Here is a 22,827-nt window from a genome sequence, read left to right as displayed (position 1 = left end):
TATGGCTCGTTCATTAAAAAAAGGACCATTTGTCCATTATAAATTAGAAAGAAAAGTTGCTCAAAATGTTGAGTCAGGAAAAAAATCTGTTATTAAGACTTGGTCTAGAGCGTCTATGATTACTCCAGACTTTGTTGGTCAAACTGTAGGTGTTCATAATGGGAGACAGTTTGTTCCGGTTTTTATTACAGAAAATATGGTAGGCCATAAATTAGGAGAATTTTCACCAACTAGAACTTTTAGAGGTCATCAGGGTTCTAAAAATAAGGGTAAAAAGTAATAAGTCATGGGAGTTAGAAAAAGAGAAAGTGCTGCAAAGCTAAAAGAAGCTAAAGCTAATCTAGCATTTGCAAAGTTGAATAATTGTCCAACTTCACCTAGAAAGATGAGACTTGTAGCTGACCTTGTTAGAGGGAAATCAGTAAATGATGCCTTAAATATATTGAAGTTTTCAACTAAAGAGGCTTCAGGTAGAGTTGAAAAATTACTGCTATCTGCTATTGCTAATTGGCAAGCTAAAAATGAAGATGCTGATGTTGAGTCTGCTAATTTATTTATTAGTGAAATAAAGGTTGATAGTGCTAGTATGTTGAAGCGATTAAGACCAGCTCCACAAGGAAGGGCTCATAGAATTAGAAAAAGATCAAACCATGTAACGTTGATACTTGGTGAAAACAATAATACGCAAAGCTAAGGAGAATTATGGGACAAAAAACAAATCCGATAGGTAATAGACTTGGAATCATTAAAGGTTGGGAATCTAACTGGTATGGAGGAAAAGATTATGGTAATAACCTAGCTGAAGATGATAAAATACGTAAGTATATTCATGCCCGTCTCCAAAAAGCTAGCGTTTCGAGGGTGATTATTGAGCGTACGCTTAAACTTGTAACCGTTACTATCACTACCGCTAGACCTGGTATTATTATCGGGAAAGGTGGTCAAGAGGTAGACAAGTTGAAAGAAGAGCTTAAGAAAATCACAGACAAAGAAGTTCAGGTTAATATTTTTGAAATTAAAAGACCTGAACTTGATGCTCAGTTAGTTGCTACCAGTGTGGCAAGACAAATTGAGAATCGTATATCTTATAGACGTGCAACAAAAATGGCTATTGCTGCAGCTATGAGAATGAATGCTGAAGGAATCAAAATTCAAATTGCAGGACGATTAAACGGCGCTGAAATGGCACGTGTAGAGTCTTACAAAGAAGGAAGAATTCCTCTATCAACCTTTCGAGCTGACATTGATTACGCCTTAGTAGAAGCCCATACAACTTATGGTAGGCTAGGTGTTAAAGTATGGATCATGAAAGGAGAGGTTTATGGTAAACGTGAGCTGTCTCCATTAGTTGGTCTTTCTAAAAATGAAAGCAAAGGAAAAGCACGTCGTAAAGCACGACGTAGAAAGTAATTAATCATAAAAGATTAAATCATGTTACAGCCAAAAAGGACAAAATATCGTAAGCATCAAAAGGGAAGAATGAAAGGTGTTTCCGGAAGAGGTCATAGACTTTCTAATGGTACATTTGGTATTAAATCTTTAGATTCTACTTTTATAAATTCACGTCAAATTGAAGCAGCTCGTATTGCTGCTACCCGTTATATGAAGAGAGAAGGTTCGTTATGGATTAAAATATTCCCAGACAAGCCAATCACAAAAAAGCCTCTTGAAGTACGTATGGGTAAAGGTAAAGGTTCTGTTGAATATTACGCTGCTGTAGTTAAACCTGGTCGTATTATATTTGAAATTGGTGGAGTACCACTAAATGTTGCTAAAGAGGCATTGCGTCTTGCAGCACAAAAACTGCCAGTTAAAACTAAGTTTATTGTAGCTAGAGACTATCAAGAATAATAATTATGAAGCAGTCTGAAATTAAAGAATTATCTGTATCTGACTTAAAAGATGCGTTAGTAAATAGTCAAGCTAAATTAAAAGATCTAAAGCTAACACATCAGTTATCTCCATTAGATAATCCATCTGAGATTAATAAAATGAGAAAAACTATTGCTAGAATCAATACAGAGTTTTCAAAAAGGGAATTAGAATAATTCTAATTAAATGGAAAAAAGAAATTTAAGAAAAGAACGTATTGGTGTCGTTACAAGCAACAAAATGGAGAAATCTATTGTTGTTTCTGAAGTTAAAAAAATGAAACACCCTTTATATGGTAAATTCGTTTTAAAAACTAAAAAGTATGTTGCTCATGATGAAGAAAATTCATGCAACGAAGGCGACACTGTCAGAATTATGGAAACAAGACCTTTGAGCAAATCAAAGCGTTGGAGGTTGGTTGATATAATAGAAAGAGCAAAATAAAATGGTACAGCAAGAATCAAGATTAAAAGTAGCAGATAACACTGGTGCCAAACAAGTTCTAGTTATAAGAGTACTTGGCGGCACTAAAAGGCGATATGCATCAGTTGGTGATAAAGTCGTTGTAAGTGTTAAGGAAGCAACTCCTAATGGAAATATCAAAAAGGGAGCTGTATCAACAGCCGTAGTGGTAAGAACAAGCAAAGAAGTTAGAAGACCTGATGGATCTTACATTAGATTTGATGATAATGCATGCGTTCTTTTAAACCCTACAGGAGAAATGAGAGGTACTCGTGTTTTTGGACCAGTTGCCAAAGAGCTTAGAGATAACCAATTCATGAAAATTGTTTCACTAGCACCTGAAGTGCTTTAAAATTAAAGTTCATGAAAAAGTTTAAAATTAAACTCAATGATCAAGTCCGCGTAATAGCGGGAGAAGACAAAGGCAAGGATGGAAAAGTTATTAAAATCCTTAAGGATAAAGATAGAGTTGTTGTAGAAGGCGTCAATATGGTTTCTAAACATAAGAAACCTTCAGCAAATAACCCTCAAGGCGGAATTGATAAGACAGAAGCTCCAATTCATATTTCTAATGTTTCTTTACTTACTAAAGACAATCAAACGACAAGAGTTGGTTATAAGTTTGAGGATGGTAAAAAACTTAGAATATCTAAGAAGACTAAAGAAGTAATTTAATTATGACTTACGTACCAAGATTAAAAGAAGAATACTCAAATAGAATTTTGAATGCTCTCAAAGAAGAGTTTAGTTATTCAAATCAATTTGAAGTACCTAAACTTAAAAAAATTGTTTTAAGTCGAGGTGTTGGAGCTGCAATTGCTGATAAAAAATTAATTGATCATTCTTTGGAAGAATTTGCATTAATTACTGGCCAAAAAGCTGTATCAACAATTTCAAAAAAAGATGTCGCATCATTTAAGCTGCGTAAAGGTATGCCAATCGGTGTAAAAGTAACTTTAAGAGGTTATAGAATGTATGAGTTTTTAGATCGTTTGATTACATCAGCATTACCTAGAGTAAGAGATTTTAATGGTATTAATGCAGATGGTTTCGACGGTCGTGGTAACTACAATTTAGGTGTTAAAGAACAAATTATCTTTCCTGAAATAAATATCGATAAGGTTAATAGAATTTCTGGATTAGATATTAGTTTCGTTACCACTGCAAATACTGATAAAGAAGCTAAAGCTCTTTTAACAGAACTAGGTTTACCCTTTAAAAAGAAGTAATTATGGCTAAAGAATCAATGAAAGCTCGCGAAGTTAAGCGACAAAAAATGGTAGATAAATATGCTGAGAAAAGAGCCGCACTTAAAGAAGCCGGTGATTTTGAAGCTTTACAAAAATTACCAAAAAACTCTTCTCCTGTAAGACTTCATAATAGATGTAAACTTACAGGTAGACCAAAAGGTTATATTAGACAATTTGGTATTTCTCGAGTTATGTTTAGAGAAATGGCTAATAAGGGTTTAATTCCTGGAGTTAAAAAAGCAAGTTGGTAATTAAATAAATAATCAAAGATGAATATAGATCCAGTTGCAGATTATTTGACAAGAATTAGAAATGCAGTATCAGCTTCTCACAGAGTTGTTGAAATACCAGCTTCTAATCTTAAAAGAGAAATAACAAAAATACTATTCGATCAAGGATATATTTTAAGTTATAAATTTATCGATGACGATAAACAAGGAATCATCAAAATAGCGTTAAAGTACGATAAACACACAAATGATCCTGTCATTAAAAAAATTCAAAGAGCTAGTAAGCCTGGTTTAAGAAAGTATAGTAGTTCAGAAGATATTCCAAGAGTCTTAAATGGACTAGGAATAGCAATAATGTCTACCTCTAAAGGAATTATGACAGGAAAACAAGCACAACGTGAACACGTTGGTGGTGAGGTTCTTTGTTACGTTTATTAATATTAAATTTAATATAATGTCAAGAATAGGAAATAGTCCAATTAACATACCAGATAATGTTGAAGTTAAACTTAATGACAACATTATCACCGTTAAAGGTAAGTTAGGCGAGCTAACACAAAAAGTTAGCGATATCAATGTAAAAATTGAAGACAATCAAGTTTTACTTGAAAGACCTTCAGAAAAAAAAGATATTAAATCTAAGCATGGTTTATATCGCGCCCTGATCAATAATATGGTTTTAGGTGTTTCTGAAGGATTTACTAAAGAACTTGAATTAGTAGGTGTAGGTTATAGAGCGTCAAATCAAGGACAGAAGCTTGATATTGCCGTAGGGTTTTCACATAACATTGTTTTAAATCTTGCTCCTGAAGTAAAAGTTGAAACTATATCTGAAAAAGGTAAAAATCCAATCATTAAATTAACATCATTTGACAAACAACTTGTGTCTCAAGTTGCTGCTAAAATCAGATCGTTTAGAAAGCCTGAGCCTTATAAAGGAAAAGGGATTAAGTATGTAGGTGAATATATTAGACGTAAAGCAGGTAAATCAGCATAATATTATGGCATTCTCAAAAGAAGTTCGAAGATTAAAAATTAGAAAGCGTATTCGTAAGACTATTACTGGTACAGCTTCTAAACCTAGACTTTCTGTTTATAGAAGTAATAAGTGCATTTATGCACAACTGATTGATGATGTCAATGGTGTTACTTTATTATCAGCTTCGTCTAGAGATAAAGATGTAAACGTTGATGGACTTAATAAGTCTGAAGCCGCTAAGGTTGTTGGTGAAACTGTTGCTAAGAAAGCATTAAACGCTGGAATTAATTCAGTTTCATTTGACAGAGGTGGATATCTATATCACGGAAGAGTTAAATCACTAGCTGAAGGCGCCCGTTCGGGTGGATTAAAATTTTAAAATATGTTTCATAAATATAAAAATGTTGAAACCGTTAAACCAGGCGGTCTAGATTTAAAAGATAGGCTTGTAGGAGTACAACGTGTAACTAAAGTAACGAAAGGTGGTAGAGCTTTTGGTTTTACAGCAATTGTAGTTGTCGGTGATGAAAACGGTGTAGTTGGTCAAGGTCTTGGTAAATCTAAAGAAGTAGCAGAAGCTATTTCTAAAGCAGTTGAAGATGCCAAGAAAAATCTTGTTAGAATTCCTCTTTACAAAGGGACTATACCACATGAAATTACCGGTAAATTCGGTGGTGCTAAAGTTTTGCTTATGCCTGCATCTGAAGGTACAGGTGTTATAGCTGGCGGTCCTACAAGAATTGTTCTTGAATCTGTTGGTGTACACAATGTATTATCAAAAAATCAAGGATCTACTAACCCACACAATATGGTAAAAGCTTCTTTTGACGCGCTTTTAAGACTAAGAAGTCCTGAGGTAGTCGCGAAGCAAAGAGGTATTACTCTTGAAAAACTTTTTAACGGATAGTCAAATGGCAAAATTAAAAGTTACCAAAGTAAAGAGCGCTATTAAGCGTCCAAAGAACCAAAAGCTTACTTTAGAAGCTTTAGGTCTTAGAAAGATTGGTCAGTCTAACATTTTAGAATCTTCTAAATCTGTTCAAGGTATGATCGATAAAGTAAATCATTTAGTTACTGTAGAAGAAATATAATTATGGAATTACATAATCTAAAACCCGCAAAAGGTTCAGTAAAGTCAAATTCTACTAGAAAAGGTAGAGGTGAAGCTTCTGGAAATGGAGGGACAGCAGGAAGAGGTCATAAAGGTGCTAAATCTAGATCTGGTTATTCTCGAAAAATTGGTTTTGAAGGTGGTCAAATGCCACTTCAAAGACGTTTGCCGAAATTTGGTTTTACAAATCCCAATCGTGTTGAGTATCAAACAGTAAACATTAGCAAGCTACAAGAATTAGTTGATAATAATAAGATTGATAAAACTATCACTGTTGAAGAACTAATTGCCTTAGGTGTAGTTAATAAAAATAATCCTGTTAAAATCTTAGCTGACGGTGAGTTAAAAGCTAAACTAGAAGTTAAAGCCAATAAGTTTTCTAAATCAGCTGAAAAAGCTATTTTAGCCGCTGGAGGAAAAATAGAAATAATTTAAGTATTTACAATGAAGTTTTTTGACACTATTAAAAACATATGGAAAATCGAAGAGTTAAGAAATAGAATTCTCTTAACTCTCGGTTTACTTTTAGTATATAGATTTGGAGCTCAAGTTGTTTTACCTGGTGTTGATGCTTCCGCACTCGATAACTTATCTAGACAAACTGATGGTGGTTTACTAGGTTTGCTAAATGCATTTACTGGAGGAGCTTTTTCTAATGCTTCTGTTTTTGCACTTGGTATTATGCCTTATATATCTGCTTCAATTGTTGTTCAGTTAATGACAATAGCTATTCCATATCTTCAAAAACTTCAAAAGGAAGGTGACAGTGGTCGTAAAAAAATCACACAAATTACTAGATGGTTAACTATAGCTATTACGCTAGTTCAAGGTCCTGGCTATATTTACAACTTATACAGTACATTACCAGCAAATGCATTTTTGCTAGATAGTTCATTTACATTTGTTGCTTCATCTGTTATTATTCTTACAACAGGCTGTATTTTTGCAATGTGGTTAGGTGAGCGTATAACCGATAAAGGTATTGGTAATGGAATTTCATTATTAATTATGGTTGGTATTATTGCTACATTACCGCTTTCTTTTGTTCAGGAAATAAGTTCTAGAACTAGTGAAGGTAATGGAGGTTTGATCATGATACTTATAGAATTAGTAATCTGGTTTGTGATCATTTATGCTTCAATTATGTTGGTTAGGGCTGTAAGACAAATTCCTGTTCAATATGCAAGGAAATCAGCCTCTGGTAAATTTGAAAAACAAGCTGTTGGTGGTGCTAGACAATTTATACCTTTAAAACTAAATGCTTCTGGAGTTATGCCTATTATTTTCGCTCAAGCTATTATGTTTATTCCAGCAGCTGTTGCTGGCTTATCAGATAGTGAAACTGCTCAAGGTGTCACTGCAGCTTTCCAAGATATTTTTGGTCTTTGGTATAACTTAGTATTTGGTCTATTGATAATTGTTTTCACTTTCTTTTATACTGCTATTACAGTCCCTACCAATAAAATGGCAGATGACCTTAAGCGTAGTGGCGGCTTTATACCTGGCATAAGACCTGGTTCTGAAACAGGTGAGTATTTAGATAGAATAATGTCTCAAATCACTCTTCCAGGTTCAGTATTTCTTGCAATAATAGCTGTTTTTCCAGCAGTTATTTCCTTATTAGGAGTTCAGCAGGGATGGGCTCTATTTTTTGGAGGAACATCTTTATTAATTATGGTTGGTGTTGCTATTGATACTATAGAGCAAGTCAATTCTTATTTGTTGAACAGACATTACGATGGATTAATGAAAAGTGGTAAAAATAGAAAATCAGTCGCATAATTATGGCTAAACAACCTTCAATAGAACAAGACGGAACTATAATAGAAGCATTGTCAAATGCAATGTTTAGAGTGGAGCTAGAAAACGAACACGTTGTTACAGCTCATATTTCTGGTAAAATGAGAATGCATTACATCAAGCTTTTGCCAGGAGATAAAGTAAAACTAGAAATGAGTCCTTACGATTTAACTAAGGCTCGAATAACTTATAGATATTAAGATTATGAAAGTTAGAGCATCAATTAAAAAGAGAAGTTCTGATTGCAAAATTGTCCGCAGAAAGGGCAGACTTTATGTAATTAACAAAAAGAATCCTAAATTTAAACAAAGACAAGGGTAGTTATGGCTAGAATCGCAGGTGTTGATATCCCAAAACAAAAACGTGGTGTAATTTCGTTAACCTATATTTTCGGAATAGGCCAAAGTAGAGCTAAAGAAATTTTAGAAACTGCTAATGTTGACGAAAACATTAAAGTATCAGATTGGTCTGACGAACAAATTTCTAAAATTCGTGAAGCTATTGCTAACTATACTATTGAAGGTGAGTTAAGATCAGAGGTTCAAATGAATATCAAGAGATTGATGGACATAGGTTGTAACCGAGGCATTAGACACAGAGTTGGTTTACCTCTTAGAGGTCAGAGAACAAAAAATAACTCTCGTACAAGAAAAGGTAGAAGAAAAACAGTTGCTAATAAGAAAAAAGTAACTAAATAAAATTATTATGGCAAAATCATCAACTAAAAAACGTAAGGTAGTTGTAGATGCTATAGGTGAAGCACACGTTTTCGCCTCATTTAACAATGTAATAGTATCTTTAGCTAACAAAAAAGGCGATGTGATTTCTTGGTCATCAGCTGGTAAAATGGGTTTTAGAGGCAGTAAAAAAAATACACCTTATGCAGCTCAATTATCTGCTGAAGATGCTTCAAAAGTAGCTTATGAGTTAGGATTACGTAAAGTCAAAGTTTACGTTAAAGGTCCTGGTAATGGCAGAGAATCAGCAATTAGATCAATCCATAACTCTGGTATTGAAGTAACTGAAATAATTGACGTTACGCCAATTCCTCATAATGGATGTCGACCACCTAAAAGAAGAAGAGTTTAATAAATTATTAATATCATCGGAGGAAGTGAGACCTTAATCCATGATAAAACTAAATTAATATATAATGGCAAGATATAGAGGTCCTAAAACCAAAATAGCAAGAAAATTTGGGGAACCAATTTTCGGAGATGATAAATCTTTTGAAAAAAGAAATTATCCTCCAGGACAACATGGCAATAATCGTAGAAGAGGTAAAAAATCTGAATATGCCGTCCAATTGATGGAGAAACAAAAAGCAAAATATACCTATGGTATCCTTGAAAGACAATTCAGAAACCTTTTTGAAAAGGCTAGTAAGTCACAAGGCATTACAGGTGAAAAATTACTCCAACTTTGTGAATCAAGACTTGATAATGTAGTTTTCAGAATGGGGATTGCACCATCAAGACGTGCAGCAAGACAATTAGTTTCACACAAACATATCGTTGTTAATGGTGAAATCGTAAATATTCCTTCTTATCAACTCAGAGCTAACGATGTTGTTGGTGTAAGAGAAAAATCTAAATCTCTATTAGCCATTCAGAATTCATTATCGAATAATAGTGCTACTTACGAATGGATCACTTGGAATAGCGAAAAACTTGAAGGAACTTATGTTAATATTCCTGAAAGACTACAAATTCCAGAAAATATCAACGAGCAATACATCGTCGAATTATATTCTAAATAATCACTTACAGTAAAACTATGGCATTATTTAATTTCCAAAAGCCCGATAAAGTAATCATGATTGATTCAACTGAATTTGAGGGCAAATTTGAATTCAGACCACTTGAGCCAGGTTATGGTTTAACTGTTGGTAATGCACTGCGTAGAGTCTTACTCTCTTCATTAGAGGGCTTTGCGATTACATCTGTAAGGATTGAAGGTGTAGAGCATGAGTTTTCTACCATTAAAGGTGTAGTTGAAGACGTTACCGAAATTATTCTTAACCTTAAACAAGTTCGTTTTAAGAAACGTCTTGATGATGTTGATAATGAAACCGTCTCTATTTCTCTTACAGGTAAAGACCAAATTACCGCAGGTGACTTTCAAAAATTTGTTTCCGGTTTTGATATCCTAAATCCTGACTTAGTTATATGTAATTTAGAGTCATCGGTTTCAGTTAATTTAGAATTATCTATTGAAAAGGGACGTGGATATGTCACTGCCGAAGAAAATAAAAATTCTAAATCACCAATAGGGACTATATTTACAGATTCTATATTTACTCCAATTAAAAATGTTAAATATAGCATTGAAAACTATAGAGTTGAGCAGAAGACTGATTATGAAAAATTGGTTTTTGAAATCATTAGTGATGGTTCAATACACCCAAAGGATGCATTGACTGAGGCTGCTAAAACTTTGATTCATCATTTCATGTTATTTTCTGATGAAAGGATAACACTTGAAACTGATGAATTAGCACAAGCCGAAACTTATGATGAAGAATCACTTCACATGAGACAGTTGCTTAAAACTAAACTTGTAGATTTAGATTTATCTGTAAGAGCTTTAAATTGCTTAAAAGCTGCTGAAGTTGAAACGCTTGGAGACCTAGTTTCTTATAATAAAAGCGATTTGATGAAGTTCAGAAACTTTGGTAAGAAATCTCTAACTGAATTAGAAGAGTTAGTTGAAAATAAAGGTCTTGATTTCGGTATGGATCTTTCTAAATATAAACTAGATAAAGACTAAGACGTCTAAAAATTGTAACGATGAGACACGGAAAGAAATTTAATCACTTAAGCAGAACTTCGTCACATAGAAAAGCGATGCTTTCTAATATGGCTTGTTCACTTATTGAACATAAAAGAATCAACACAACTTTAGCAAAAGCTAAAGCCTTAAGAAAATTTGTTGAACCAATTATTACTAAATCTAAACTTGATACTACACATAATCGTCGATTAGTGTTTTCTTCTTTAAAAGAAAAAGAAGCTGTTGTTGAATTATTTAGAGAGGTAGCACCAAAAGTAGGTGACAGACCTGGCGGTTATACAAGAATTATTAAGCTTGGTAATCGTTTAGGCGATGCAGCTGAAATGGCTATGATTGAGCTTGTAGATTTTAATGATGTCTATAGCTTAGATAACAATAAATCAAAACAAAAATCAACGCGTAGAGCTGGTAAAAAAACTAAGTCTGAGAACGCTTCACCAGAAGCAACTTCAGGTGATAATGTTAAAAATGAGAATGAATAGTTTCTCTCAAAAATATTTATAATCTAAAAGGGATAAATGTCGCATTTATCCCTTTTTTTTTAATCTAATTTAATGAGCACAAGAACTTTTAATGAAAAAGCTAAAGCTGTAGTTATACTAGAAGATGGTACAGCTTTTTATGGTAAATCAATCGGTAAGCTAAATTATACTCTTGGAGAAATCTGTTTTAATACTGGAATGACAGGTTATCAAGAAATTTTTACTGATCCATCATATTTTGGACAAATTATGGTTACTACCAATGCGCATATTGGCAATTATGGTGTTAATTCAGACGAAAGTGAATCTGAAACGGTACAAATTTCAGGTCTTGTCTGTAAAAATTTCTCTTTAAATCCATCGCGCGTCAATTCAGATGATAGTTTGAAATCTTTTTTAGAGCAATTCAGACTCCAAGGTATTTCAGATGTAGACACTCGTGCTTTAGTACGTCACATCAGAAAACATGGCGCAATGAATGCTATTATAGGTAATCTCGATTTAGGTATAGATGTGCTAAAGGAAAAACTAGCTAATCACCCAAACATGAAGGGTCTTGAGCTCGCATCAAAGGTTTCAACTTCAAAAACTTATAATTTAGGTGAATCTAATTCAGGTCCCAAAATTGCCGTTTTAGATCTAGGTTGTAAAACTAATATATTGAAGCATCTAGTTAAAAGGGATGCTCAGTTAACCGTGTTTCCTTACAATGTTTCTTTAGATGACATTTTAAAACTTCAGCCTGATGCCATATTTGTGTCAAATGGGCCAGGTGACCCTGAACCACTAACTGAAGTTACTCAACTTGTTAGGTCCGTATTAGATAAAAAGATTCCTCTTTTTGGAATATGCTTGGGTCACCAAATACTCGCTCAGGCAATTGGTATTTCCACTTATAAAATGCATAATGGTCATAGAGGAATTAATCATCCTGTCAAAAATTTACAGACTGGTAAAAGTGAAATTACTTCCCAAAATCATGGATTTGCAATAGATAAACAGCAAACCCAAAAAAATCCAAATGTTGAAGTGACCCATATTCATTTGAATGATCAAACTATTGCAGGTATAAAATTAAAAAATAAAAAGGCTTTTTCTGTTCAATACCACCCAGAAGCTGGACCAGGTCCTAATGATGCAACTTATTTATTTGATGATTTTCTACAAATGATTAAATAATAAAAGCCGTCTTACAACAATAAGACGGCTTTCAAAAAATAAAACCAATTCTAATTTAAGGCAATAAAACAGTATCTACAACATGAATAACCCCATTAGATTGTTTAACGTCTGCGATAGTAACCTTAGACTTGTTTCCATTATTATCTTGGATAATAACAGATTTTCCATCTAACATTAATGTTAAATAATTTCCACTAACCGTTTTAACTTTCGCTTTACCGTTATTTTTTTTAATTAAACCAACAACATCTTTAGCCATATAGTTACCAGCTATTACGTGGTAGGTTAAAACTGTTTGTAGTTGCTTTTTGTTTTCTGGCTTCAGTAAATTTTCTAAAGCTTCAGCAGGTACTTTTTCAAAAGCAGCATTTGTTGGTGCAAAAACTGTAAAAGGGCCATCACTTTGTAAAGTTGAAACTAAATCAGCTGCTTTTACAGCAGTAACTAAAGTTGTGTGTACTTCAGAATTTACAGCGTTTTCAACAATGTTTTTTGTTGGATACATTTCAGCTCCACCAACCATTTTGTTTTGTGCAATAGTCAATGCACTTAGGTTCAATAATGCAATTAGCATAAATAATTTAATCTTTTTCATAGCTTTTTTTTTGTAAATATTAGTTATTGTAAACTAATGAATTGCCGATTAACTTCATTTTAACTGAATTAAGAATAAAATATGAGTTGTTTTATTATTTATTTCTCAACACTATAACGATTAAGTTGAAATAATTCAATTTCCTTCAACTTAATTTAATTTTGTTTTTAGAGGTTTTCGTAAATTGCAACAAATAAAACAATATATAATGAGTGTAATTTTAGATATCCACGCTAGACAAATCTTTGATTCAAGAGGTAATCCAGCCATTGAAGTAGATGTAATTACTGAAACAGAAACATTAGGAAGGTTTGCTGTTCCATCTGGCGCTTCTACTGGTGAGCACGAAGCTGTTGAACTAAGAGATGGTGGAAAGGATTTTATGGGTAAAGGTGTTTTAAAAGCTGTTAATAATGTCAATACACTAATAGCTGATAAATTACTAGGAATATCTGTCTTTGATCAAGGTTTAATAGATCAAATTATGATTGACTTAGATGGAACTCCTAATAAATCTAAACTTGGTGCTAACGCTATTTTGGGTGTTTCTTTAGCTTGTGCAAAAGCGGCTGCGAACGAACTTGGTTTATCATTATATAGATATATTGGTGGTGTTCAAACTAAAACACTTCCAGTGCCTATGATGAATATTATTAACGGTGGCTCTCATAGTGATGCTCCTATTGCTTTTCAGGAATTTATGGTGATGCCTGTGCTAGCAAAAGATTTTTCTGAAGCATTGCAGATGGGAACAGAAATTTTTCATCATTTAAAAAAGGTTTTAAAAGAAAGAGGTTTAAGCACTGCTGTTGGTGATGAAGGAGGTTTTGCGCCAAAATTAAAAGGAACTGAAGACGCTTTAGATTCTATTAAAAAAGCTGTTGAAAATGCCGGTTATAAATTTGGTGAGGAAATTATGATAGCTCTCGATTGTGCTGCAGCAGAATTTTACGTTGATGGAACTTATGATTATACAAAATTTGAAGGAAGTACAGGTAAAGTTAGAACTTCTGAAGAGCAAGCCGAATATCTTGCAGAATTAGCCGATAATTACCCAATCATATCAATTGAAGATGGTATGGATGAAAATGACTGGGAAGGATGGAAAGTTTTAACTGATAAGATAGGAAAAAACGTTCAACTTGTTGGTGATGACTTGTTTGTAACTAATGTAGAACGTCTTTCAAGAGGTATAACCGAAAATATAGCTAATTCTATTTTGATTAAAGTTAATCAAATTGGTACACTTACAGAAACAATTAGCGCAGTTCAAATGGCGCAAAATGCTGGGTATACAGCTGTTATGTCACACCGCTCAGGTGAAACTGAAGACAATACGATTGCTGACCTCGCAGTTGCATTAAGCACTGGCCAAATTAAAACAGGTTCCGCTTCACGAAGCGACCGAATGGCTAAATATAATCAACTTCTTAGAATTGAAGAAGAATTAGGGGATACCGCTATTTACCCTCAACGTTCAGCATTTAAAATACAGATGTAAAATTTCAATTTTATTTTTTGATAAGTTTAACGATAAGCCTTAATAAATCCTTTTTTATTAAGGCTTATTAACTCCTAATTAACATGTAAATCATTAAATTTGTAAACATTGAAATTAAAATTAAATATATGAAAGCCAAAATAGATTTTGACGGCAATTCTTATGAGTTGCCAGTAGTAAAGGGAACCGAAAATGAACATGCCATAGATATTTCTACATTGAGGGCTTCTACAAAGGGATTAATTACCTTAGATAGAGGATTTAAAAATACAGGCTCTTGCGAAAGTGGAATTACCTTTCTTAATGGTGAAGAAGGAATTCTTAGATATAGAGGTTACTCTATAGAAGAGCTTGCCGATAAAGCTAGCTTTTTAGAGGTTGCTTATCTTTTAATTTTTGGTGAATTACCTACAAAATCTGAATTAGATAAATTCTATGCAGATATCAAATCGGAATCTAATGTAGATGAAGAGATGAAGAAAATTTTAGATGGTTTTCCTAAATCAGCTCATCCAATGGGTGTTGTTTCATCACTAACTAGTGCATTAATTGCATTTAATCCATCTTCAGTAAATGTAGACTCTAAAGAAGAAATGTACAATGCAATTATTAAATTGCTTGCTAAATTTCCAGTTATATGTGCTTGGGCTCTAAGAAAGCGTACAGGTCAGCCATTAGATTATGGTGATAATAATCTTGGTTACGTAGAAAATGTCTTAAAAATGATGTTCAAAAAGCCTAATCAGGATTATGATGTTGATCCTGTCATTGCATCAGCACTAAATAAACTATTAATTCTTCATGCAGATCATGAGCAAAACTGTTCAACTTCAACGGTTAGAATAGTTGGTTCTTCACATGCTGGTTTATTTGCTTCAATTTCAGCTGGAATATCTGCACTTTGGGGACCACTCCATGGTGGAGCTAACCAAGCCGTTATTGAGATGCTAGAAGGAATTAAAGAAGATGGTGGTGACACTAAAAAATATATGGCTAAAGCCAAAGATAAAGAAGATCCATTTAGGCTAATGGGCTTTGGTCACCGTGTTTACAAAAACTTCGATCCACGTGCTAAAATCATTAAAAAATCTGCTGATGAAGTGTTAGGTAATTTAGGTGTAGAAGATCCTATACTTGATATTGCTAAAGGTCTTGAAAAAGAAGCATTAGAAGATGATTATTTCGTAAAGCGTAAACTGTATCCTAATGTTGATTTCTATTCAGGAATTATTTATAGAGCCCTAGGTATACCAACAGATATGTTTACCGTAATGTTTGCTTTAGGCCGATTACCAGGTTGGATCGCTCAATGGAGAGAAATGAGATTAAAAAAAGAGCCTATTGGTAGACCAAGACAGGTTTATGTTGGTGAAAACCACAGAAGTTTTAAAGAGTTAGATAATAGATAAGCAATTAAAATTTAATTAAATTAATTTATGAAAATGTTTAAAAAAATTTCAACTTTAAGCTTTGCTATTCTTTTTGCAGCTTGTGGGTCAAACACAGAAAAGAAAGAAGAAAAAGAAATCAAATTAAATTCAACGCCTAAAGTTGAAGAAACCAAATCAGCTAAAGAAGAAGGTGTTACAAAAGTAAGATTAACAGGTAATGACCAAATGAAGTATAACCTGTCTGAAATACGTGTTAACGCTGGCGATAAAGTTGAATTAACTTTAGAGCATGTAGGTAAGATGAGTGTTGAAACTATGGGACACAATTTTGTTCTTTTGGCTCAAGGAACTAACATGCAAGAGTTTGGTGCTAAAGCAGTTGAATTTAAGGATAATAACTACATCCCAGAAAGCACTGACAATATAATTGTTCACACAAAAATGCTTGGTGGCGGTGAAAAGACAACTATTACTTTTGATGCTCCTGAGAAAGGTGAATACGATTTTATATGTAGCTTTCCAGGTCACTTAGCTTTGATGAAAGGTAAATTTATAGTAGAGTAATTTTTTATATAAATTAAAAAAAAAGCGAGGCTTAATTTCACCTCGCTTTTTTTAGTTTTGAAAAGTTTTAAAATCAATATTTAATAGGCTTGTTTTCTTTAGGAATACTTTTTAAAATAAAATCTCTTAAATCATTATTAGCTGTTTGTAAATCATCTCTCCTTAAATACATCATATGGCCACTTTCATAGGTTTTAAATGTAAATCGATTTTTTAATTTTCCACTGTCGTCTATATGCCACATGGTATATTTTGCATTAAAATAAGTCGTTGCACCATCAAATAATCCTGACTGAATCATAACATTTAAACTAGGATTTTGAGCCATGGCTTGTCGAAGCTGTTTACCAGTATTATTATTTTGTGTTCTATCCCAAGGATAAACATTACCAAACATGTTATATTTAAGATCTGTTTTATAATTTAACTCATTTCGATAGTAGTTGTTTATTGCAGGCGTAAAAGACTGAAGCCATGAGGTTAATTCAGCATTGTAGTCAGGCCTTGTTCCAGCCGTTTTTTCATCTAATCCTAAATATCTTGAATCTAACCTTCCAATAGTAAAGCCATCATTTTTCTTAAGTGATTTCCAAAATAGATTGTAGCTAACATCTAAATTGTTTTCTAAGAAGATTTCAGATTTTATACCTGAATATTTAGCCATTTGGTTAGCCACTTGTTGTTTTCTAGAGTCTTTTATAAAGCCACCTTTTATAAGTGCTGGCGTTAAAGTGTTAATCGTGTAATCTTCCACCTCTTTTAGCATTTCTAAAATAGGTTTGTTTTGTAAGTTAGGGGCTAATTTATTGTGATACCAAGCAGCAGCGGCAAAGTAAGGTAAGCGATTAGCGATTTCAACAGGTCCAGATAAATCAAGTCCTAATTCGGTTGGTGAAACTAATATAACGCCATTAATATACATCCAATGCTGGTTTTGAAGTGCATTAGCTAAGCCAGAAACACGAGTTGTCCCATAACTTTCGCCGATTAAAAATTTTGGTGCTAGCCACTTATCTTTCTTGGTAACAAATGTATTGATCCATTCAGATAGATAATTAATATCTGCATTGACTCCAAAAAATTTAGATTTATCAAATTTTCCCTCTTCATTTAGGACAGGTCTTGAATAACCAGTATTTACAGGATTAATATAAACGATATCAGCAACATCAAGAATACTAAACGGATTTTGTTTATGTCCATAAGGCTGAACAGGGAATCCTTCGTCTGAAATCTTAAGAACACGCGGTCCTGTATAAGCTAAGTGCATCCAAACAGAACCCGAACCTGGCCCGCCATTGAAAGAAATAACTAGTGGTCTTGTTTTGTAAGTTTTACTGTTTCTAGTGTAATAGGTGTATTGAATGTGAGCAATTGCTTCTCTTTGATTATTCAAAAGCGGAAGTGTGGCTACTTCTGCAGTGTAATCAATAGACTCTCCATTAATATCTACACTATGTTGAGTAATAGATTTTTCTTGAGCCCAGCTGAAGTTGACTAAGCTAATTAAAAACGTAATGTAGGCTAATTGTTTCATAAACACTTTTTTAGATTAAAAATACACATTTGAGACTATCTCTTGTCGATTAAGTTTAAAAAATAAAAAAAGCCGTTCCAAAAATTGAAACGGCTTATAAAGATTAATATGATATTTAGAATTACATCATACCTGGCATGCCGCCACCCATTGGAGGCATTCCACCACCGCCAGCATTGTTATCATCTTCTTTTATGTCAACAAGTGCACATTCAGTTGTCAGAATCATTCCTGATACCGAAGCTGCATTCTCTAAAGCTACACGTGTAACTTTCTTAGGGTCTATAATACCTGCTTTAAGCATGTCGACATATGTGCTGGTTTTTGCATCATAGCCTTTAGTTCCTTCTAGAACTTTGTTGATGACAACAGAGCCTTCACCACCAGCATTTTCTACAATTGTTCTCATTGGTGCTTCAATTGCTTTTGCGATAATGTTGATACCTGTTTGCTCGTCTGCATTTTCAACTTTAAGACCTTCTAAAGCTTTTAAAGTTCTGATTAGTGCTACACCACCACCAGAAACAATGCCTTCTTCTACAGCAGCACGCGTTGCGTGTAATGCATCATCGACTCTGTCTTTTTTCTCTTTCATTTCTACTTCTGATGCTGCTCCGACATAAAGTACACCAACACCGCCTGAAAGTTTTGCTAAACGTTCTTGTAGTTTTTCTTTGTCGTAGTCACTTGTCGTAGATTCTACTTGGGCTTTAATCTGGTTTACACGATTAACAATGTTGTCTTTATCTCCGGCACCATTAACAATAGTTGTGTTATCTTTATCTATTGTAACATTTTCTGCAGTACCCAACATATCTAAAGTAGCATTCTCTAAAGTAAATCCGCGTTCTTCAGATATTACTGTTCCACCTGTAAGTATTGCAATATCTTCTAACATTGCTTTTCTTCGGTCACCGAAACCTGGCGCTTTTACAGCAGCGATTTTTAGCGATCCTCTTAATTTATTTACGACTAATGTGGCAAGTGCTTCGCCTTCAATGTCTTCTGCAATAATTAATAAAGGCTTTCCACTTTGAGCCGCTGGCTCTAGTACAGGAAGCAGCTCTTTCATTGCATTAATCTTCTTGTCTACAATTAAAATATGTGGACTTTCTAGATCTGTCGTCATTTTTTCGCTATCTGTCACGAAGTAAGGTGACAAGTAACCTCTGTCGAATTGCATACCTTCTACAACATCAACATAAGTTTCAGTTCCTTTAGCTTCTTCAACTGTAATTACGCCTTCCTTACCTACTTTTCCGAAAGCTTCAGCGATTAATTCGCCTATCTTGTCATCATTATTAGCTGAAATTGATGCTACCTGCTTAATTTCTTCTGAAGTATCACCAACAGATTTGGCCTGTTTAGTTAATTCTGCAACAACTGCCTCTACAGCTTTATCAATTCCTCTTTTTAAGTCTAAAGGATTTGCGCCTGAGGCAACGTTTTTTAAACCTTCTTTTACAATCGCTTGAGCTAATACAGTTGCGGTTGTTGTACCGTCACCAGCAAGATCATTGGTTTTAGAAGCGACTTCTTTAACCATTTGAGCTCCCATATTCTCTAGAGCATCTTCTAACTCAATTTCTTTAGCAACACTCACACCATCTTTTGTAACTGAAGGTGCACCGAATGATTTACCAATAATTACATTTCTGCCTTTTGGGCCTAATGTTACTTTAACAGCGTTTGCAAGTGCATCAACACCTCTTTTTACGCCATTTCTTGCTTCAATATCAAAAATTATATCTTTTGCCATTTTATTTTGTTTTTAGTGTTATATAATTATACAATTGCTAAAATATCGTCTTCGCGCATGATTAGGTAATCTTCACCATCGTGCTTTAATTCTGTTCCGGCATACTTACCATAGAGAACAATATCACCTTCTTTAACCGTCATTTCGTGGTCTTTTTTACCTTTGCCAACGGCTACTACTTTACCGCGTTGTGGTTTCTCTTTAGCGGTTTCTGGAATAATAATTCCTGAAGCTGTTTTGGTTTCAGCTGCTTGAGGCTCAACAAGCACTCGATCTGCTAAGGGTTTAATGTTTACTGCCATTATTTAATTTTTTTTAGTTTAATAATTATGAAAACTTCTAAACGAAAATTATGCCAATTTAAAATTGCTGACATTTAATAAACAAAAATGCCAGCTTGTCATAAGCTGGCATTATTTATTGTTTTTTATTTTAAAAAATTATTCTGCTTCTGGTAAATCTAAATCGTTTGTATTTTCTACAGGTTGAGTAGTTGAATTTTCATCAAGGAGTTTTGAGTCTCCAACCGATTTGTTACTTAGAATACTTGAGTTAGCTAATAAAATTAAAACTAATAGTAGCGTTGCTAATGCCCAAGTACTTTTGTCTAAAAAATCTGATGTCTGTTTAACGCCACCTACTTGCTGTGAACCACCACCTCCAAAAGACGAAGATAAACCACCACCTTTTGGGTTTTGCACCATCACAACAACAATTAATAAAAAAGCTACGATGACGATTAAAATTAAAAATATTGAAAATGTACTCATTATATGTTATTTTCTTTAAGTTGCTTTATTTCATTAATTCGATTTGCAAATAAACTACTTTTTTCGGGATTTTTCAAAATTAATATATTAAATGCTTGAATTGCTTTGTCATATCGCTTTTGTTCTAAGTATACATTAGCTAATGTTTCGGTCATCATTTCCGAAGGATTTGATTTCAACTCGATTTTTCTTTCAAGACTTCGGTTAGATTTTTCAGGTTTAATTTTTGGATTTTCTTTAATGAAGTTGTTAATGATTTCTTGTTGTTTTGCCACTTCATTATCTTCAAATTTAATTTCAAGATCTTTTGACTTGTCTTTTTTATTTTCAGTATTGACAGGCTCAACTTTTAGATAGCTTAACCATTCATTAAATGAATGCTTGTCTTGTTTTTCAAATTCTAAGTGATTCTTTTTTTCAAATAAATCGGGATTTTCAATGGTTTCGGCTTCTTGTTTTGATAAGCCTAAAGTTTTTTCTAGCTCGCTTAATTCTTCAAGTTTTTGTTGATTTTGATTAATGAGGTTTACCGTTTTTAGTTGTTTAAATTCAGTTGACGTTATAAAATCAAATAAAACTTTTCTGTTGGTTGTTCTAGTGGCTGTTTTTCTTAGAAATTGATTGAACCTGAAACTATTAGTGTTGGCGAGATATTTCAATTTTAACGCATATAGGGCTTGAAAATAAGGGTAAAGTTCAATGGCTTCATTTAAGATGTCTTCATCAGTTGAATTAATTTCATTCGGGAATCTGAGTATATGTTGAAGCCTACTTAAATTCATTTTACCAATTGGTTAATGATTCGTTGAAAATGTCTTGGCAAATACGGGTGAAAATTTCTTCATGTGCTTCATCTCTTACGGCACCAACTAATTGTTGGTTAGCGTCAAAATCGAAATAAAATGAAAAACTTTTTTCAAAATCCTTTTCGGGTTCTAGCGTATTAAAGTACCTCACATTTACACCGATAGTTAAACGGTTTTGAGCTGCTCTGTCATTTGAAGTTGCTGTCATCGGCGATACATCGTAACGTGTAATTTCACCTTCATAGATTAAATCACCATTTTGATTAACCAGGCTTAAACTCGTTTGGTTTTGAACTAATTCTTGTAGAGCTAGTGTGAAATCACGATCAACGCCAGGTTCTATTAATCGAGCATTGTTTTGGAAATAATTAACTTGAAATGTTTCTGCATTACCTGTGTCAGCTCCTGTGAAGGAGTAAATTCCACAGCTTACTAAAAGCATGCTTAAAAGTCCGAAAATGATGTATTTTAGTTTCATCTATAAGTTGTATTGTTTGATTTTTCGGTAAAGTGTTCGCTCGCTAATGCCTAACTCATCTGCTGCAGGTTTTCGTTTACCTTGATTACGTTCTAGTGATTTTTTAATGAGTTCGACCTCTTTTTCGTGTAGAGATAGCGTTTCTTCTTCTTCAACTTCTTCAGCAAAATCGTAAGGGTCATTTTTTGGTTTTTCGACTTTGCTTTTTTCAGGAATTTGAAGAATTTCTAGTTTGTCTTGAGCGGAAGTTTTTGAAAATTCACCGTCATCATCACCATATATTTTGTTGATTAAACCTTCGTTTTCTTCTTTAACATGTTCTAGATTACCTTTGTTCATCAACTCTAAGGTAAGTTCTTTTAAATCATTTAAATCATTTTTCATGTCGAAGAGCACTTTGTATAAAATTTCTCTTTCATTACTGAAATCACCCTTATTATTTGATGATTTTTCATTGATAACTGAAGGTAAGTTAGAAGATTGTTTTGGGAGATAATTCAATAGCGTTTGTGCTGAAATTTCTCGTTTAGTTTCTAATACTGAAATTTGTTCAGCAACATTTTTAAGCTGTCTAATATTTCCTGGCCAACGGCAATTATTAAGTTGTTTTACGGCTTCGTTATCAAGTCTAACTGTTGGCATTTTATATTTGAGTGCAAAATCTGAGGCAAATTTTCTAAACAATAAATGTATATCGCCTTCGCGATCGCGTAATGGAGGTAAGTTAATCTCGATGGTAGATAAGCGATAATAAAGATCTTCCCGAAATTTATCTTTTTTAATAGCATCGAACATATTAACATTTGTAGCGGCTACAATTCTTACATTGGTTTTTTGAACTTGCGATGATCCCACTTTAATATATTCGCCATTTTCTAAGACTCTTAAAAGCCTAACTTGTGTTGTTAAAGGTAGCTCGCCAACCTCATCTAGAAAAATGGTGCCGCCATCAGCTTCTTGAAAGTAGCCATCACGAGACTGAGTTGCGCCTGTAAATGCGCCCTTTTCATGACCAAATAATTCGCTATCTATTGTGCCTTCAGGAATTGCACCACAGTTAACAGCAATATATTTAGCATGTTTACGATGTGACAAGGCATGGATTATTTTAGGTAAACTTTCCTTACCAACACCAGATTCTCCAGTTACTAAAACAGAAATATCGGTTGGTGCAACTCGAATAGATTTTTCAATTGCTCGATTTAAACCAGGGTCGTTTCCTATAATTTCAAAACGTTGCTTAATTGCTTGGGTAGATTCCATTT

General features: G+C 33.6%; 36 protein-coding genes. 28 read left to right on the top strand and 8 right to left on the bottom strand.

What is annotated here, in order from left to right; all coding sequences use genetic code 11:
- Nucleotide 1: 1 nt before the first annotated feature.
- The 25 genes from rpsS (at nucleotide 2) to carA (ending at nucleotide 12,158) form a co-directional block, all read left to right on the top strand.
- The gene (gene rpsS, locus BUB82_RS04420; protein WP_073192330.1) at nucleotides 2–280 is read left to right on the top strand and encodes a 30S ribosomal protein S19; all 279 of its coding nucleotides are present in this window, start codon (nucleotides 2–4) and stop codon (nucleotides 278–280) included.
- 6 nt (nucleotides 281–286) lie between these two features.
- Complete coding sequence (gene rplV, locus BUB82_RS04415; RefSeq protein WP_073192328.1) at nucleotides 287–694, top strand: 50S ribosomal protein L22; 408 nt, start codon at nucleotides 287–289, stop codon at nucleotides 692–694.
- Between the two features lie 8 nt (nucleotides 695–702).
- Nucleotides 703–1,410, top strand: a complete 708-nt coding sequence (rpsC, locus tag BUB82_RS04410) for a 30S ribosomal protein S3 (RefSeq protein ID WP_073192326.1) — start codon at nucleotides 703–705, stop codon at nucleotides 1,408–1,410.
- A 21-nt stretch (nucleotides 1,411–1,431) separates the two neighbouring features.
- Nucleotides 1,432–1,851, top strand: a complete 420-nt coding sequence (rplP, locus tag BUB82_RS04405; RefSeq protein WP_073192325.1) for a 50S ribosomal protein L16 — start codon at nucleotides 1,432–1,434, stop codon at nucleotides 1,849–1,851.
- 5 nt (nucleotides 1,852–1,856) lie between these two features.
- Nucleotides 1,857–2,048 carry a 50S ribosomal protein L29 gene (gene rpmC / locus BUB82_RS04400; protein WP_073192323.1) on the top strand — a complete coding sequence of 64 codons (192 nt, stop codon included), beginning with the start codon at nucleotides 1,857–1,859 and terminating at the stop codon, nucleotides 2,046–2,048.
- 10 nt (nucleotides 2,049–2,058) lie between these two features.
- On the top strand, nucleotides 2,059–2,316 hold the full coding sequence (gene rpsQ / locus BUB82_RS04395; protein WP_073192321.1) for a 30S ribosomal protein S17: 258 nt from the start codon (nucleotides 2,059–2,061) through the stop codon (nucleotides 2,314–2,316).
- A gap of 1 nt (nucleotide 2,317) precedes the next feature.
- Nucleotides 2,318–2,686 (top strand): 50S ribosomal protein L14, encoded by a 369-nt coding sequence (gene rplN / locus BUB82_RS04390; protein WP_073192319.1) that lies wholly within the window; start codon nucleotides 2,318–2,320, stop codon nucleotides 2,684–2,686.
- Between the two features lie 11 nt (nucleotides 2,687–2,697).
- The gene (gene rplX, locus BUB82_RS04385) at nucleotides 2,698–3,009 is read left to right on the top strand and encodes a 50S ribosomal protein L24 (protein ID WP_073192317.1); all 312 of its coding nucleotides are present in this window, start codon (nucleotides 2,698–2,700) and stop codon (nucleotides 3,007–3,009) included.
- A 2-nt stretch (nucleotides 3,010–3,011) separates the two neighbouring features.
- Nucleotides 3,012–3,563, top strand: coding sequence for a 50S ribosomal protein L5 (gene rplE, locus BUB82_RS04380; protein ID WP_073192316.1), 552 nt, complete (start codon nucleotides 3,012–3,014; stop codon nucleotides 3,561–3,563).
- Nucleotides 3,564–3,565: 2 nt separating this feature from the next.
- A complete protein-coding gene (gene rpsN / locus BUB82_RS04375; RefSeq protein WP_073192314.1) occupies nucleotides 3,566–3,835 on the top strand; it encodes a 30S ribosomal protein S14 in 270 nt (89 codons plus the stop codon).
- A gap of 18 nt (nucleotides 3,836–3,853) precedes the next feature.
- Nucleotides 3,854–4,252 (top strand): 30S ribosomal protein S8, encoded by a 399-nt coding sequence (gene rpsH, locus BUB82_RS04370; RefSeq protein WP_073192312.1) that lies wholly within the window; start codon nucleotides 3,854–3,856, stop codon nucleotides 4,250–4,252.
- 16 nt (nucleotides 4,253–4,268) lie between these two features.
- The gene (gene rplF, locus BUB82_RS04365; RefSeq protein ID WP_073192310.1) at nucleotides 4,269–4,811 is read left to right on the top strand and encodes a 50S ribosomal protein L6; all 543 of its coding nucleotides are present in this window, start codon (nucleotides 4,269–4,271) and stop codon (nucleotides 4,809–4,811) included.
- Between the two features lie 4 nt (nucleotides 4,812–4,815).
- Nucleotides 4,816–5,172, top strand: a complete 357-nt coding sequence (gene rplR, locus BUB82_RS04360; protein ID WP_073192308.1) for a 50S ribosomal protein L18 — start codon at nucleotides 4,816–4,818, stop codon at nucleotides 5,170–5,172.
- A gap of 3 nt (nucleotides 5,173–5,175) precedes the next feature.
- Nucleotides 5,176–5,700, top strand: coding sequence for a 30S ribosomal protein S5 (rpsE, locus tag BUB82_RS04355; RefSeq protein ID WP_073192306.1), 525 nt, complete (start codon nucleotides 5,176–5,178; stop codon nucleotides 5,698–5,700).
- 4 nt (nucleotides 5,701–5,704) lie between these two features.
- Nucleotides 5,705–5,884: a 50S ribosomal protein L30 gene (gene rpmD / locus BUB82_RS04350; RefSeq protein WP_073192305.1), complete on the top strand. Its 180-nt coding sequence runs from the start codon at nucleotides 5,705–5,707 to the stop codon at nucleotides 5,882–5,884.
- A 2-nt stretch (nucleotides 5,885–5,886) separates the two neighbouring features.
- A complete protein-coding gene (rplO, locus tag BUB82_RS04345) occupies nucleotides 5,887–6,339 on the top strand; it encodes a 50S ribosomal protein L15 (RefSeq protein ID WP_073192303.1) in 453 nt (150 codons plus the stop codon).
- A gap of 9 nt (nucleotides 6,340–6,348) precedes the next feature.
- A complete protein-coding gene (gene secY / locus BUB82_RS04340) occupies nucleotides 6,349–7,686 on the top strand; it encodes a preprotein translocase subunit SecY (RefSeq protein ID WP_073192301.1) in 1,338 nt (445 codons plus the stop codon).
- Between the two features lie 2 nt (nucleotides 7,687–7,688).
- Nucleotides 7,689–7,904 carry a translation initiation factor IF-1 gene (gene infA / locus BUB82_RS04335; RefSeq protein ID WP_073192298.1) on the top strand — a complete coding sequence of 72 codons (216 nt, stop codon included), beginning with the start codon at nucleotides 7,689–7,691 and terminating at the stop codon, nucleotides 7,902–7,904.
- Nucleotides 7,905–7,908: 4 nt separating this feature from the next.
- Nucleotides 7,909–8,025, top strand: coding sequence for a type B 50S ribosomal protein L36 (ykgO, locus tag BUB82_RS04330; RefSeq protein WP_003442659.1), 117 nt, complete (start codon nucleotides 7,909–7,911; stop codon nucleotides 8,023–8,025).
- Nucleotides 8,026–8,027: 2 nt separating this feature from the next.
- On the top strand, nucleotides 8,028–8,402 hold the full coding sequence (gene rpsM / locus BUB82_RS04325) for a 30S ribosomal protein S13 (RefSeq protein WP_073192297.1): 375 nt from the start codon (nucleotides 8,028–8,030) through the stop codon (nucleotides 8,400–8,402).
- Nucleotides 8,403–8,409: 7 nt separating this feature from the next.
- Entirely contained in the window at nucleotides 8,410–8,793 is a 384-nt protein-coding gene (gene rpsK / locus BUB82_RS04320; RefSeq protein WP_073192295.1) for a 30S ribosomal protein S11, read from the top strand.
- Between the two features lie 64 nt (nucleotides 8,794–8,857).
- The gene (gene rpsD, locus BUB82_RS04315) at nucleotides 8,858–9,463 is read left to right on the top strand and encodes a 30S ribosomal protein S4 (RefSeq protein ID WP_073192293.1); all 606 of its coding nucleotides are present in this window, start codon (nucleotides 8,858–8,860) and stop codon (nucleotides 9,461–9,463) included.
- Between the two features lie 17 nt (nucleotides 9,464–9,480).
- On the top strand, nucleotides 9,481–10,473 hold the full coding sequence (locus tag BUB82_RS04310) for a DNA-directed RNA polymerase subunit alpha (RefSeq protein WP_073192292.1): 993 nt from the start codon (nucleotides 9,481–9,483) through the stop codon (nucleotides 10,471–10,473).
- A 20-nt stretch (nucleotides 10,474–10,493) separates the two neighbouring features.
- Nucleotides 10,494–10,979 carry a 50S ribosomal protein L17 gene (rplQ, locus tag BUB82_RS04305; protein ID WP_073192291.1) on the top strand — a complete coding sequence of 162 codons (486 nt, stop codon included), beginning with the start codon at nucleotides 10,494–10,496 and terminating at the stop codon, nucleotides 10,977–10,979.
- 72 nt (nucleotides 10,980–11,051) lie between these two features.
- Complete coding sequence (carA, locus tag BUB82_RS04300; protein WP_073192290.1) at nucleotides 11,052–12,158, top strand: glutamine-hydrolyzing carbamoyl-phosphate synthase small subunit; 1,107 nt, start codon at nucleotides 11,052–11,054, stop codon at nucleotides 12,156–12,158.
- A 55-nt stretch (nucleotides 12,159–12,213) separates the two neighbouring features.
- On the opposite strand, the gene BUB82_RS04295 is transcribed toward carA, so the two are convergent.
- Nucleotides 12,214–12,756 (bottom strand): fasciclin domain-containing protein, encoded by a 543-nt coding sequence (locus BUB82_RS04295; RefSeq protein WP_073192289.1) that lies wholly within the window; start codon nucleotides 12,754–12,756, stop codon nucleotides 12,214–12,216.
- 208 nt (nucleotides 12,757–12,964) lie between these two features.
- On the opposite strand from BUB82_RS04295, the gene eno reads away from it, so the two are divergent.
- The 3 genes from eno to azu all read left to right on the top strand — a co-directional run bounded on the left by eno (nucleotide 12,965) and on the right by azu (nucleotide 16,212).
- Complete coding sequence (eno, locus tag BUB82_RS04290; protein WP_073192287.1) at nucleotides 12,965–14,257, top strand: phosphopyruvate hydratase; 1,293 nt, start codon at nucleotides 12,965–12,967, stop codon at nucleotides 14,255–14,257.
- A 128-nt stretch (nucleotides 14,258–14,385) separates the two neighbouring features.
- Nucleotides 14,386–15,666, top strand: coding sequence for a citrate synthase (locus BUB82_RS04285; RefSeq protein ID WP_073192286.1), 1,281 nt, complete (start codon nucleotides 14,386–14,388; stop codon nucleotides 15,664–15,666).
- Nucleotides 15,667–15,693: 27 nt separating this feature from the next.
- Nucleotides 15,694–16,212, top strand: a complete 519-nt coding sequence (gene azu, locus BUB82_RS04280; RefSeq protein WP_073192285.1) for an azurin — start codon at nucleotides 15,694–15,696, stop codon at nucleotides 16,210–16,212.
- A gap of 73 nt (nucleotides 16,213–16,285) precedes the next feature.
- Here azu and BUB82_RS04275 read toward each other — a convergent pair whose 3' ends face one another.
- From BUB82_RS04275 to BUB82_RS04245, 7 genes are all read right to left on the bottom strand, one after another.
- Nucleotides 16,286–17,749 (bottom strand): S10 family peptidase, encoded by a 1,464-nt coding sequence (locus BUB82_RS04275; protein WP_083574467.1) that lies wholly within the window; start codon nucleotides 17,747–17,749, stop codon nucleotides 16,286–16,288.
- Between the two features lie 121 nt (nucleotides 17,750–17,870).
- The gene (groL, locus tag BUB82_RS04270) at nucleotides 17,871–19,508 is read right to left on the bottom strand and encodes a chaperonin GroEL (RefSeq protein WP_073192284.1); all 1,638 of its coding nucleotides are present in this window, start codon (nucleotides 19,506–19,508) and stop codon (nucleotides 17,871–17,873) included.
- A gap of 26 nt (nucleotides 19,509–19,534) precedes the next feature.
- Nucleotides 19,535–19,810: a co-chaperone GroES gene (locus BUB82_RS04265; RefSeq protein ID WP_073192283.1), complete on the bottom strand. Its 276-nt coding sequence runs from the start codon at nucleotides 19,808–19,810 to the stop codon at nucleotides 19,535–19,537.
- Between the two features lie 138 nt (nucleotides 19,811–19,948).
- On the bottom strand, nucleotides 19,949–20,278 hold the full coding sequence (secG, locus tag BUB82_RS04260) for a preprotein translocase subunit SecG (RefSeq protein WP_073192282.1): 330 nt from the start codon (nucleotides 20,276–20,278) through the stop codon (nucleotides 19,949–19,951).
- On the bottom strand, nucleotides 20,278–21,060 hold the full coding sequence (locus BUB82_RS04255; RefSeq protein WP_073192281.1) for a hypothetical protein: 783 nt from the start codon (nucleotides 21,058–21,060) through the stop codon (nucleotides 20,278–20,280). Before BUB82_RS04255 ends, secG begins: the two co-directional genes overlap by 1 nt.
- Before the next feature lies 1 nt (nucleotide 21,061).
- On the bottom strand, nucleotides 21,062–21,562 hold the full coding sequence (locus BUB82_RS04250; protein WP_073192279.1) for an LptE family protein: 501 nt from the start codon (nucleotides 21,560–21,562) through the stop codon (nucleotides 21,062–21,064).
- On the bottom strand, nucleotides 21,563–22,825 hold the full coding sequence (locus tag BUB82_RS04245; protein ID WP_073192277.1) for a sigma 54-interacting transcriptional regulator: 1,263 nt from the start codon (nucleotides 22,823–22,825) through the stop codon (nucleotides 21,563–21,565).
- Nucleotides 22,826–22,827 lie beyond the last annotated feature (2 nt).

The organism is Psychroflexus salarius, assembly GCF_900129035.1.
In the GTDB taxonomy this organism is placed as follows: domain Bacteria; phylum Bacteroidota; class Bacteroidia; order Flavobacteriales; family Flavobacteriaceae; genus Psychroflexus; species Psychroflexus salarius.
The sequence above is the reverse complement of the archived record's forward strand: the minus strand, read 5'-3'. Positions and strand labels throughout refer to the sequence as shown.

Coding starts and splice junctions, on each gene's coding strand:
- rpsQ (WP_073192321.1), top strand. CDS start 2,059: ATGGAAAAAAGAAATTTAAGAAAAGAACGTATTGGTGTCGTTACAAGC.
- BUB82_RS04265 (WP_073192283.1), bottom strand. CDS start 19,810: ATGGCAGTAAACATTAAACCCTTAGCAGATCGAGTGCTTGTTGAGCCT.
- rpsS (WP_073192330.1), top strand. CDS start 2: ATGGCTCGTTCATTAAAAAAAGGACCATTTGTCCATTATAAATTAGAA.
- eno (WP_073192287.1), top strand. CDS start 12,965: ATGAGTGTAATTTTAGATATCCACGCTAGACAAATCTTTGATTCAAGA.
- rplN (WP_073192319.1), top strand. CDS start 2,318: ATGGTACAGCAAGAATCAAGATTAAAAGTAGCAGATAACACTGGTGCC.
- rpsM (WP_073192297.1), top strand. CDS start 8,028: ATGGCTAGAATCGCAGGTGTTGATATCCCAAAACAAAAACGTGGTGTA.
- secG (WP_073192282.1), bottom strand. CDS start 20,278: ATGAGTACATTTTCAATATTTTTAATTTTAATCGTCATCGTAGCTTTT.
- rplX (WP_073192317.1), top strand. CDS start 2,698: ATGAAAAAGTTTAAAATTAAACTCAATGATCAAGTCCGCGTAATAGCG.
- rplF (WP_073192310.1), top strand. CDS start 4,269: ATGTCAAGAATAGGAAATAGTCCAATTAACATACCAGATAATGTTGAA.
- rpsC (WP_073192326.1), top strand. CDS start 703: ATGGGACAAAAAACAAATCCGATAGGTAATAGACTTGGAATCATTAAA.
- rplE (WP_073192316.1), top strand. CDS start 3,012: ATGACTTACGTACCAAGATTAAAAGAAGAATACTCAAATAGAATTTTG.
- rpsD (WP_073192293.1), top strand. CDS start 8,858: ATGGCAAGATATAGAGGTCCTAAAACCAAAATAGCAAGAAAATTTGGG.
- rpsK (WP_073192295.1), top strand. CDS start 8,410: ATGGCAAAATCATCAACTAAAAAACGTAAGGTAGTTGTAGATGCTATA.
- rplR (WP_073192308.1), top strand. CDS start 4,816: ATGGCATTCTCAAAAGAAGTTCGAAGATTAAAAATTAGAAAGCGTATT.
- carA (WP_073192290.1), top strand. CDS start 11,052: ATGAGCACAAGAACTTTTAATGAAAAAGCTAAAGCTGTAGTTATACTA.
- azu (WP_073192285.1), top strand. CDS start 15,694: ATGAAAATGTTTAAAAAAATTTCAACTTTAAGCTTTGCTATTCTTTTT.
- ykgO (WP_003442659.1), top strand. CDS start 7,909: ATGAAAGTTAGAGCATCAATTAAAAAGAGAAGTTCTGATTGCAAAATT.
- rplQ (WP_073192291.1), top strand. CDS start 10,494: ATGAGACACGGAAAGAAATTTAATCACTTAAGCAGAACTTCGTCACAT.
- secY (WP_073192301.1), top strand. CDS start 6,349: ATGAAGTTTTTTGACACTATTAAAAACATATGGAAAATCGAAGAGTTA.
- BUB82_RS04310 (WP_073192292.1), top strand. CDS start 9,481: ATGGCATTATTTAATTTCCAAAAGCCCGATAAAGTAATCATGATTGAT.
- BUB82_RS04285 (WP_073192286.1), top strand. CDS start 14,386: ATGAAAGCCAAAATAGATTTTGACGGCAATTCTTATGAGTTGCCAGTA.
- BUB82_RS04245 (WP_073192277.1), bottom strand. CDS start 22,825: ATGGAATCTACCCAAGCAATTAAGCAACGTTTTGAAATTATAGGAAAC.
- rplP (WP_073192325.1), top strand. CDS start 1,432: ATGTTACAGCCAAAAAGGACAAAATATCGTAAGCATCAAAAGGGAAGA.
- rpsE (WP_073192306.1), top strand. CDS start 5,176: ATGTTTCATAAATATAAAAATGTTGAAACCGTTAAACCAGGCGGTCTA.
- BUB82_RS04255 (WP_073192281.1), bottom strand. CDS start 21,060: ATGAATTTAAGTAGGCTTCAACATATACTCAGATTCCCGAATGAAATT.
- groL (WP_073192284.1), bottom strand. CDS start 19,508: ATGGCAAAAGATATAATTTTTGATATTGAAGCAAGAAATGGCGTAAAA.
- rplV (WP_073192328.1), top strand. CDS start 287: ATGGGAGTTAGAAAAAGAGAAAGTGCTGCAAAGCTAAAAGAAGCTAAA.
- BUB82_RS04295 (WP_073192289.1), bottom strand. CDS start 12,756: ATGAAAAAGATTAAATTATTTATGCTAATTGCATTATTGAACCTAAGT.
- rplO (WP_073192303.1), top strand. CDS start 5,887: ATGGAATTACATAATCTAAAACCCGCAAAAGGTTCAGTAAAGTCAAAT.
- infA (WP_073192298.1), top strand. CDS start 7,689: ATGGCTAAACAACCTTCAATAGAACAAGACGGAACTATAATAGAAGCA.
- BUB82_RS04250 (WP_073192279.1), bottom strand. CDS start 21,562: ATGAAACTAAAATACATCATTTTCGGACTTTTAAGCATGCTTTTAGTA.
- rpsN (WP_073192314.1), top strand. CDS start 3,566: ATGGCTAAAGAATCAATGAAAGCTCGCGAAGTTAAGCGACAAAAAATG.
- rpmC (WP_073192323.1), top strand. CDS start 1,857: ATGAAGCAGTCTGAAATTAAAGAATTATCTGTATCTGACTTAAAAGAT.
- rpsH (WP_073192312.1), top strand. CDS start 3,854: ATGAATATAGATCCAGTTGCAGATTATTTGACAAGAATTAGAAATGCA.
- rpmD (WP_073192305.1), top strand. CDS start 5,705: ATGGCAAAATTAAAAGTTACCAAAGTAAAGAGCGCTATTAAGCGTCCA.
- BUB82_RS04275 (WP_083574467.1), bottom strand. CDS start 17,749: ATGAAACAATTAGCCTACATTACGTTTTTAATTAGCTTAGTCAACTTC.